This window comes from Alishewanella sp. HH-ZS (assembly GCF_001704375.1).
GTDB lineage: Bacteria > Pseudomonadota > Gammaproteobacteria > Enterobacterales > Alteromonadaceae > Alishewanella > Alishewanella aestuarii.
In genome coordinates this window covers 1-9789 of the sequence record NZ_LZEJ01000063.1, presented here as the reverse complement: position 1 = coordinate 9789, position 9789 = coordinate 1, and the positions used below count along the sequence as shown (strand labels likewise).

General features: G+C 47.7%; 10 protein-coding genes, 1 tRNA gene and 1 pseudogene. 8 read left to right on the top strand and 4 right to left on the bottom strand.

Going from position 1 to position 9789, the window contains the following annotated elements:
• Positions 1 to 16 precede the first annotated feature (16 nt).
• A complete protein-coding gene (locus A9165_RS15805) occupies positions 17 to 310 on the bottom strand; it encodes an MCP four helix bundle domain-containing protein (RefSeq protein WP_065956593.1) in 294 nt (97 codons plus the stop codon).
• Positions 311 to 528: 218 nt separating this feature from the next.
• On the opposite strand from A9165_RS15805, the gene rmuC reads away from it, so the two are divergent.
• Together rmuC and A9165_RS15795 are read left to right on the top strand one after the other, a co-directional pair.
• Positions 529 to 2187, top strand: a complete 1659-nt coding sequence (gene rmuC / locus A9165_RS15800; protein WP_065956592.1) for a DNA recombination protein RmuC — start codon at positions 529 to 531, stop codon at positions 2185 to 2187.
• Positions 2180 to 2770: a nucleoside deaminase gene (locus A9165_RS15795; protein WP_065956591.1), complete on the top strand. Its 591-nt coding sequence runs from the start codon at positions 2180 to 2182 to the stop codon at positions 2768 to 2770. Before rmuC ends, A9165_RS15795 begins: the two co-directional genes overlap by 8 nt.
• Before the next feature lie 55 nt (positions 2771 to 2825).
• On the opposite strand, the gene A9165_RS15790 is transcribed toward A9165_RS15795, so the two are convergent.
• The gene (locus A9165_RS15790; protein WP_065956590.1) at positions 2826 to 3962 is read right to left on the bottom strand and encodes a transglycosylase SLT domain-containing protein; all 1137 of its coding nucleotides are present in this window, start codon (positions 3960 to 3962) and stop codon (positions 2826 to 2828) included.
• A 200-nt stretch (positions 3963 to 4162) separates the two neighbouring features.
• Between A9165_RS15790 and A9165_RS15785 the strand changes: the two genes are divergently transcribed.
• The 4 genes from A9165_RS15785 to A9165_RS15770 all read left to right on the top strand — a co-directional run bounded on the left by A9165_RS15785 (position 4163) and on the right by A9165_RS15770 (position 7340).
• The gene (locus A9165_RS15785; protein WP_065956596.1) at positions 4163 to 4792 is read left to right on the top strand and encodes a heme-binding protein; all 630 of its coding nucleotides are present in this window, start codon (positions 4163 to 4165) and stop codon (positions 4790 to 4792) included.
• Between the two features lie 176 nt (positions 4793 to 4968).
• A complete protein-coding gene (locus tag A9165_RS15780) occupies positions 4969 to 5730 on the top strand; it encodes an MBL fold metallo-hydrolase (protein WP_065956589.1) in 762 nt (253 codons plus the stop codon).
• Between the two features lie 109 nt (positions 5731 to 5839).
• Positions 5840 to 6148, top strand: coding sequence for a helix-turn-helix domain-containing protein (locus tag A9165_RS15775; protein ID WP_083216308.1), 309 nt, complete (start codon positions 5840 to 5842; stop codon positions 6146 to 6148).
• Entirely contained in the window at positions 6138 to 7340 is a 1203-nt protein-coding gene (locus A9165_RS15770; protein ID WP_065956588.1) for a type II toxin-antitoxin system HipA family toxin, read from the top strand. The genes A9165_RS15775 and A9165_RS15770 overlap by 11 nt, the downstream gene beginning before the upstream one ends.
• 381 nt (positions 7341 to 7721) lie before the next feature.
• Here A9165_RS15770 and A9165_RS15765 read toward each other — a convergent pair.
• Positions 7722 to 7798 (bottom strand) — tRNA-Met (locus tag A9165_RS15765).
• Between the two features lie 400 nt (positions 7799 to 8198).
• A pseudogene (locus A9165_RS17250) lies at positions 8199 to 8341 on the bottom strand (GNAT family N-acetyltransferase); the annotation flags it as partial.
• Between the two features lie 192 nt (positions 8342 to 8533).
• Between A9165_RS17250 and A9165_RS15760 the strand changes: the two are divergent.
• Both A9165_RS15760 and A9165_RS15755 read left to right on the top strand, forming a co-directional pair.
• Positions 8534 to 9217, top strand: coding sequence for a Fic family protein (locus tag A9165_RS15760; protein WP_255365749.1), 684 nt, complete (start codon positions 8534 to 8536; stop codon positions 9215 to 9217).
• Between the two features lie 39 nt (positions 9218 to 9256).
• Positions 9257 to 9589: a hypothetical protein gene (locus A9165_RS15755; protein ID WP_065956587.1), complete on the top strand. Its 333-nt coding sequence runs from the start codon at positions 9257 to 9259 to the stop codon at positions 9587 to 9589.
• The last annotated feature ends 200 nt before the right edge of the window (positions 9590 to 9789 follow it).

The window sequence follows — 9789 nt, the reverse complement described above, 5'->3', positions numbered from 1 at the left end:
TCACAATTAGGATCAGCTATTTAGCATTAAAGCTTTGCTCTAACTCAGTTAACTGTGTAAGGGCTTGTTGTCTGGCTTGTGGGTTGGGAGCGTAGATTGCATTGAGGGTATGCAGGCGGGTAAGTAAAAAGTCGCGCCTTAGCTCGCCAACGGTGATAGCTGCAGGAACTCTGCGCTCAACCAGGGTTCCAACCACTTGACCTGTCTGATGAAATTGACTAATGGCGATAATGCCGAGAATTAAGGTAATAAGCCCCAGTAATGCAAAAGCCAGTGTTGCGCGAAGTCCAATTTTGAGTTGTCTTACCATGGTGGTTCCCTCCAAACTTATATAGTGGTAGAAGTTATAGCAGGGTGTTACCAGAAGCTCAATTTTTTACCGTTTGCCAGTAAGATAATTGCGACCAACTTTTTATGACATCATCTTGAGTTGGTTTGGCATGTTAATTATTTAGAAAGTATGGAGAATTTTGCGAAGCCAGTTATCATGGCATTGACAGCTATTTTATTGTAAAGGACATTCAAAGCGTGATTGATTTATCAAATTTCGGCTACTTGCTGCTTAGTGTGCTGGCTTTACTGGCCGCTACGCTCGGTTACTTATTGGCCAGCGTTAAGCTGCGGCAAAAACTGGGGCAGCTTGCCACCGAATTAGCAACTCAGCAGCAAATAAGTCAGACGAGTCAGCAGCAACTTGAACAGCTACAACTGAGCCATCAAACAACGCAGATGCAACTACAGCAGCTGCAACTGGCCGATACGAAAAATACTGAGAAGTTACATTTTAGCGAAACCACTAACCAACGTGTTCAGCAAGAACTGGTGCAAGCGCAACTTGAGGTTAAACAGTTATTGCAGAAGTTGGAGCAACAAACTGGTTTTACGCATGAACAACAGCAACAGAACCAGCGTCTTAGCGCACAGCTTGAAGAAAGCGCTAAGCAGTTGGTGCTGCGCAGTTCAGAATTGGAGCAGATGCGTAGCGCCCGCGAGCAGCTGCAACAGGAATATCATCATCTCTCAAACCGTTATACACAGCTGAAAACCGAGCTCGATGAGCGGGAAGCGAGCCATCAGCGGGAACTGGTTAACTTCGAAAAGCAAAAACAAAGCCTGGTGGAGCAGTTTAAAGCCTTATCTAACGAGATCCTGGACGCAAAAGCACAAAGTCTGCAGGAGACCAGTAAGCTAAGCTTAAATGCAATGTTAAGTCCGTTTCAGCAATCGATAGACGCTTTTAAAAAAGAAGTACAGGATATTCATCACCGGGAAACCACGGCTCAGGGTGAGCTGAAAAAAGAGCTGGCATCGTTAAAAGAGCTGAATCAGCATATCACCAAAGAAGCGCATGAGTTATCTACTGCACTGCGGGGGCAGAAGAAGTTGCAGGGCAACTGGGGCGAACTGGTACTGGAAAATGTGCTCGATCGCTCCGGCTTGCAGCCGGGTAAGGACTATCAGCGAGAGGTCAGTTTTAGTACCGACGACGGCAAATTCCGCCCCGATGCGATAGTGTACCTGCCACAAAATAAGCATTTGGTAATTGATGCTAAGGTGTCACTCAACGCCTATACCCGTTATGTTAATGCCGAACAGGAGCTTGAGCGGCAACAGGCGTTAAAAGAGCATGTGCAGGCGGTGGCTAGCCGGATCAAAGAGTTGTCGGCGAAAGACTACTTCCGTTTGCCGGGTTTAAACTCGCCGGATATGGTGTTTATGTTTATCCCGATTGAATCGGCTTTTGTTGAAGCCCTGAAGGCGGATGAAAGCCTGTTTCAGCAAGCCATCGAAAATAATATTCTGGTGGCGACACCCACTACCTTACTGACCAGCCTGAATATTGTGCGTCAGCTGTGGCGCTATGAAGATCAAAACAAGCACACTGCGGCTCTGGCCGACAAAGCGGAAGCGGTATTTAAAAAGCTGAACAGCTTTTTGGGGAACTTTGAAAAAATTAAACGCGGGCTCGACAGTGCTGGCGCGGCCTATCTTGCTGCTGAAAACCAACTGGTTAGTGGTCGTGGTAATCTGGTAAAACAGGTAGCTGATTTTAAAAATCTGGCACCCGCGATCAAGGCAGAGCTGCCACAGTATTTTGTTGAAAAAGCTGAGCTTGAGATTGATTTTATTGCCGCAAGCGACGGCGATAAACCACAACCTTTACCTTCGGAGTTTGCTGATGACTGAGCCCCAGGTTGAAATAAAACTGTTTTCTGCCAGCACCCCGCTAAATGATGCAGTATTGCGTACACTGGCTCATTTGCCGACCCGTAGCTTAGGACTGTTGGTCGCCGACGAGTTCTGGTGCCGGTTATCTGATGCCGATTTGATGCGCATCGCGGTGCTATTGGCCGAGAAAAGTTACCTCGAAGGTGGCTGCCCGATTGGCGCGGTAATTATCGATAACGCCAGCCGTCGCATTGTCGGCAAGGGCCATAATACGCTGGTGCAGGAAAGCCATCCTTATAATCATGGCGAAACATCAGCCATTCGGGATGCTGGCCGCATCGACTTTGGTCAAACCACACTTTTTACCTCACTCAGCCCTTGCAATATCTGTACGGCGCTGTTGATTAACCGTGGTTTTAACCGGGTAGTGGTCGGCGATGTCAGCAGTGCTGGTGGCAATGAGCAAACGCTAAGCAATCACGGTGTTACGGTCAAGGTGCTTGAAGATAGCAAAGGTGTAGCGCTGTATCAGCAGTTCCGGCGTGAGCAACCAGAGTTAGAGCGTGAAGACTGGCTTGGCCTGCGGCAGAACAAAGACTAAATCAGAGGCTGCACAGTATGGTTATACCCGCACCATACTGTGCGCTAAAAGTCTGCTAGGGTAAGGATGTAAGCGTTTGTTGCAGCGCCGGGAACAGCCCTGGGCTCTTCTTCGATTGTAAAAGCTGCTGCGCAATACGAATATCTGCCGTGTAGTAAAGCGATGCAAAACCCAGCCGGTTGCGGCCTAAGTTGTGAAACACCATACCAAAGGCAATGTCGCCGGCGCTGAATTGTTGGTGATTGGCTGCAAAATAACTGGCCGGCCGGCTAAGTTCTTCGTCAACCAGTAACGAGCGTACCCGACCTGGCCCACCATGATAAGCCTGGATCAGTAGCAGGCGATAAATTTGCTCCTGCTTGTCTTCCGGCAAATGGCCAAATTTTGCCACAAACACCGGCTGTAGCATGCGGTGGTTGCGCTCAAACAGCCAGAGCGCACAATCCACCTGAGCAATGCGGTGTAAATGCTTATTGGCCGGTACGCCACAATCTTTTAGGGCGGTTGGGGTAAGCTGTAATATACCGCGGGCATTGGCTTTGGATTTGGCTTCACGCACACCGCCGCTTTCGATAATCAGCATCCCCGCCAGATCCGGTAACAGGTTGGGGGGCAGTGTAATCTTCTTTTGCTGTACCCGGCGGTTGTATACGGTTTGTAATACCTCATGCAGCGACGCCTGCTTCTTTGGCGTGCCGACCGAAATACCCTGCCAATTGCCAGACAGGCGACCATCCGGATGTTCACCCAGATAGCGGGCTATTGCGAGCGGTAAATCAACATAGGGTTGATGACAGCGAATGGCAAAGGGGTAACCGACGGTATTGCTGTTGCCGGCAACATAGGCCGGTACCAAGCCTTGCTGCGCCAGTTGCTGCCGGCTTTGATTTAATCGCTGCTGCGTTTGCAAAGAATTATCAGCATCTTCGACGTATTGTAAAAAGTTACCGCGCATATCGAACAACACATGACGCTTCTGCTCGGTACAGTAGCCGGAGCGGGTCAGGATCCAGCGCCGTACATTCATCATATTGTCGTAAACGCCCTGGCTATCATCAAAGGCCTTGGTACGGACCACATCGGTCCAGCTTTGAAAGGCCGCACCCTGTGCCAGGGAGGGCGGCGTAAAAAGCGACCATACCAGTCCTGCCAGGACCAGTGGCACACTATTGCGACGAGAGAAGAGTGCCATGCGAACTCCGTGAGCTGATGCTATTTCGCTGAATAGTATTACTGAATGATAGCTGAACACAATACGGCATTAGAATGAGAGGCCGACTTTTTTACAGGTTGGAGCAGTGCGCTCTGTAATTGCTGTTCGCGCGGCAGCCAAGCAATCCAAAGCGCCGCGACAACGTATAACAGCGTAATGTCGTGAAGAAGGATGATGCGGTGAAAACTATTGTTAGCCTGGTTGTGGCGTTGTGTTTAGCCGCCTGTTCAGTGGTCGGTCGCAGTGAGGTAGAGATTGCTCCTTATCAGGTGCTTAAGGCTGATAGTAGCCTGGACATCGAAGTTCGCCGTTACGAGCCTATGATACTGGTGTCGACCAGTATGGCCGGCGATGGCAGAAATAACGCTTTTCGAAAATTATTCCGTTACATCTCAGGTGATAATGCAGGTAGCAACAATATTGCGATGACAGCACCGGTATTGATGGCAGGAGAGCCGGCAAACCAGGGTACGAAAATCGCCATGACCGCCCCGGTATTTATGTCGGGGGCCAATAGTGAGCCGCGGATGGCCTTTGTTATGCCAAAGCACTTTACTCTCGACAGCACACCCAAGCCGACAAACCCAGATCTGCTGGTTGAGGAGGTGCGCGACTATACAGTAGCCGCTATTCGCTTCAGTGGCACCTTATCACAGCGCAATGTGCAGCGTTACAGTCAGCAATTGCAGCAATGGATTACCGCCAATGGCCATACTGCAGTTAGCGACCCTGTTACTGCCGGATATAACGGCCCTTTAACGTTGCCAATGCTCAGGCGCAATGAGATTTTGATTGAGATTCGGCATTAAGTTTAACACCTCGCGCAATTTGTGGCTTTACTGTCGAAACCGTCTTGGCTAATTGGCGTGTTACGAAATAACTTAGCAAGCCGCAACAGATCAGAGAAAAGGATTTGTTGCTGGAAAATTTCGTCCGCTTTCTGTAATGTCGGACCAGTTGCTATTGCCGGGTTAAATCTTTTCTAATGCAGTTACATATTCTACATGGCTATATTCAGCATATTTATCTGGTGCAGCATGACAGCAAGTTAATGCTGCTCGATGGTTGTAGTCGTGCTGATATCGCTACGGTAACGGATTTTATTCAGCAGCAACTGGGTTTGCCGCTGGAGGCGTTAAAGCTGATTATTGTGACCCATATGCATCCGGACCATGCGGGTGGTGCACATAAGCTCAGGCGTTTAACCGGCGCCCGTATTGCCAGCCATCCTAAAGCACGGCGTTGGTACAGTGGCCTGTTGGGCCGTACCGCGCATCTGATTGATGTTAGCCTGACCTGGTGGGTTGCTACCCGGCTGGGTAAGCCCAAGCGGCATATTTGGTATAACCCGCTGCTAAAACCAGACTTGTTATTACTGGACGGGCAGCAGGTACCGGACTTTGCTGAGTGGCAAGTGTTGTACACACCTGGCCACACTGACCATGATTTATCCTTGCTGCATCTGCCAACCAGGCAGTTGTATATCGCTGACCTAATCGTCTCGGTTAAAAAACGGCTGGTACCGCCATATCCGGTGTGTCACCCGAACCAATATAAGCAATCATTGCAGCGGGTGCAGGACCTTGCACCCAGCCAGATCTATTTTGCCCATCTGCCGGCACGTGCCGCTAAGAGTATCGACTTTGCCGCGATACTGGCGCAGGCTCCAACCTTACCAAAAAATCATTGGCACTCGATGAAGAACCGCATCTTACACACGCTAGGGCGACAAAATCGGTCGCATTAAGCCAGATTGTTGTCACTAGCTGCGATGATAACGCTGTTCTGAAACAAACTTTGACTTATTGGTTTTTTGCGCAATAATTTGTGCATTACTAACTAGTGCACAAAAATTAATGCAAAAAATAAAGATTCTGAGTGTGCAACACCAGTTTGCGATGTCATTGGGGAAGTTAGTTAAGCATCAGCGGGCTCAGCGTATGGCTCAGGGCGAACTTGCTACACGCACTGGCCTTAGCCGCAATACCATTTCGGCGATTGAAAATGGTAAATCCGTTAGTACCGAGGCGTTATTTGCTGTGTTAGCGCACCTTAATTTGCTGCATTTACTGGCAGAGCCAGTTAACGGGCAATTGGCCGAGCTCGATAAGCGGCAGCAACGCAAAGTGCGTAAGCCTAAAGCGGAGTTGTCGAATGACTTCTGAGCAAGCTTATGTTTTTATCGATGGTCTGGAAGACTCTCCCGTGATTTGTGGTGTGGTAACACTGGATCCTGCACGCCGTTATGGTGAGTTTCGTTATGGTAAAAGCTATCTGGCGCGACCAGATGCGTTTGCGCTGGATCCCCTAAATTTACCTTTATCAGCTGAGCTATTTACCACATACGGTGGTAAAGGCTTATTTGGTGTTTTAACCGATGCTGGAGCAGATGCCTGGGGGCAACGGGTTATTCTTTCTTTACATAAAACCAAGCCGGCTAACGCGTTGCAATTTTTGTTGGCTGGTTCTGGCATGGGCGTTGGCGCCTTGGTATTTAGCAAGTCACGCTCGTCTTCCAAGCCCAAATATAACAAAAATACCCTGGGGGATTTACCCATGCTACTGCGGGGTAAGGCCGCAATTTTGTCAGATGAGGCGATCCCGCCTGAGGCAAAAAAAGCGTTCGAGCATGGTTCCAGTATGGGCGGTGCCAGACCTAAAACACTGATCACAGAGGGAGCTATTACCTATCTGGCAAAATTTAATCGCCCGGATGATCTCTTTAATCAGGTGAAAGTTGAGCACGCCAGTATGCGGATGCTAGCCGAGTTACCGGTGCACGTTGCCAATACCCGCGTTGTGTCAGCTGCTGATGAGGATGTATTGCTAGTAGAACGTTTCGACTGTGATGCCCAGCGGCCAACACATCACTTTATCAGTGCCAATTCGCTAATCAATATTACCGCGGTTAATCCAGACCAGCTAAACCCCAACTACAGTTATGGCTTTTTGGCGGAGTTTTTGGCCAAACATTCTGCTGCGGCAACCGATGCGCAAGAGTTATATCAGCGCATGGTGTTTAACGTTCTGCTCGGCAATACCGATGATCACAGCCGTAATCATGCGCTACTTTACAGTTTCAGCCAACGAACCTGGTGTTTGGCACCGGCTTATGATGTCTTACCCATTAATAACTCCCGCCAGCATGGACTTGGTATTGGCGCCTCGGGCCGGTTCGGTAGTGTAGAAAACTTACTCAGTCATGCCAGCCGTTTTGGTTTAAAAACGGTAAAAGCCAGAAAACTGATATCGCAGGTGCAGGATTTAGTAAGTGAGTGGCCTAGCTATTTTGCCAGACTGGGCGTGGGAGAGGGGGATATCGAACGTTTACTCGGCGTTATTCCTCGTATTGATTGAGATTTTGTTGTAGTAAAGGCAAAGTAAGATCGCGTCTCCGGTACGGCAAGCATACCGGAGACGGGCGCGTTGTAGTCGGCTTAGTTGGTTGCGGGAGCCCTGCTGTTTATGAAGAGCGAACCGACGACCTTCGGGTTCCCGAAATTTAGAGACAAAAAAACCAGCTAAATGCTGGCTTTAAGTTGGTTGCGGTAGCCCTGCTGTTTATGGAGAGCGAACCGACGAGCTTCGGGTTCCCGAATTTTAGATACAAAAAAACCAGCTAAATGCCGGCTTAGATGTGGGTTGCGGGAGCCCTGCTGTTTATGAAAAGCGAACCGACGACCTTCGGGTTACCGAAATTTAGATACAAAAAAACCAGCTTAGTGCTGGCCTTTAAGTTGGTTGCGGGAGCCGGATTTGAACCGACGACCTTCGGGTTATGAGCCCGACGAGCTACCAGGCTGCTCCATCCCGCGTCCGTGTTATTACAACTGAGCAGTAGTTGTAATAAGTTGTCTGCAATGACGTTTTTAAATTTGGTTGCGGGAGCCGGATTTAGACCTTCGCCCCGTGGTTATAAAGAGGAGCCCGAGGGCGACTTTCTATAATCACTTGTCACAATCAATTTGGTTGCGGGCTTCGGGTTATGAGAATAAAAATTTAAGGTTATTTCTGGTTTTATTAATCCACACTTATTATATTTATTTTATTAAAGGCATTATAAATCAATGGTTTAAATTTTAATAAAGGTGACATGCATTTTCTAGAGCGTTATGGCATGGCTAAGTATTATGTCACTTTTATTTTTATATTTGTCACTGCCTTTGTCACAAGTAATTTTATGACTTGTATCTGTTTTGACCATAATGCTTGAGGCTAGCCCAAACTTGCTCTGATATCAGCAATGTCGAAAACAGCTTTTGCTCTGCATCCTCAATTGGCTGGAAGCCATAACGCTGATAAAAATTTGTTGCGTCATCTTTTGCATCAGCGAGTACGGCCGAGAAGGCTACCCTTTCGACAGAGGCAACTTCAGTGCCAAAATGGTACTTAATGTTTTAGGTGTGATTTGGCTAATTTTCGAATGCGGTTCTCTATGGGGCAGCGTATGTTACATACGATCTTTCTCAGTAAAAAGTGTATACTTTCTTAAGTCTTACTAACATTGTGAAAACATTGCCATGCACCTGCTTACTGAAAAAGTGTGGAATATGAAACCCAACAAGCCTTTAGCTAAACAACTTGCTAAAAGGGATTTGCCTGCTTTGGTGTGTGATGCCGTCAACCTGGAAGGCGTAGCAATGACGCTGCCGGAAGTGCAGACCATCCTTGATGGCATTACGGTGGGAGGACATCGCATAAGTGATCAAAATATGGCAATTAACCAAGCTAAAGCTTGGGAGTATCTGTTCAGTCTAGTCGAGCAAGATAGGTTTACATTTGATAAAGAAACTGCCATCCAAATTCATAATATTGCTGGAAAAGAAGAGGCGTTAGAGTGGGGGAAATTCCGCTCAGGCTATGTTTCTATTGCTGGCTCTGATTATGCCCCTCCTGCGCCTGAGATGTTAGACGATAAATGGCGTGAAATTGAACAGTTGGTTGAATGCGAAAGCGATATCTACGACAAGGCTATTACAGCTTTCCTTCAAATGGCTCGTGTACAATTTTTCTGGGATGTGAATAAACGCACTGGCCGTTTTATGATGAACGGTATTTTGTTAGTGCATGGCTATCCTATCATTAATGTGCCAGCTAAGCGTCAGCAAGAATTTAACACCTTAATGCTTGATTTCTACGCTGATAATGATATGACCGCAATGAATAAGTTTTTAAGAAGTTGTATCGATGAAAGAATCATTCGGAATTTTAAGCTCGATTTGCCAATAGGTTAGTCTCCAACCTAAGTATTACCCGTTAAAAAGGTTTTTATCATGAGCAATGCTTGGATTGTCGACCTTCGCCATTATCTGAACGAAAACGGTGCTATTGAAATTCCATCAGGACCGGGGTTGCGTTTGGCTCAGCATATTGTCGCTATCGTGCAGGAGACGACAGGGGATCCATATGACGAGGGTTTATTCCCAAAAGTGCCTTGTCGCAGAAGGCCAAACCGCAAGCCTTGTACTGGTGAAATTGCCAGCTTCATTAATCCTGATAATCAGCACATTATCTGGGTTTGCCCAATCTGTGAAGATAACGGCTTGATATCAGGTTGGCAGGGGACATTGTGGGATTTGACTCGAGAAGATGCTATCGAACATTGAGTATAACCACTATGTTATCTTGCGGGGCACAAAACGGGCGCTAATTTTAAAATCACCTGGTGCAAGCAACTTGCTTAGATTGGACAAGCGGGCGTCGGTATGGCCTTTTTCAATCTCGCGCAGTGTTTATCAGATACTTTGGTATAAGCCGCATATTGAGTTTGCGTCATACCGTAAAGTGAATTAGTCTCGACTTAATC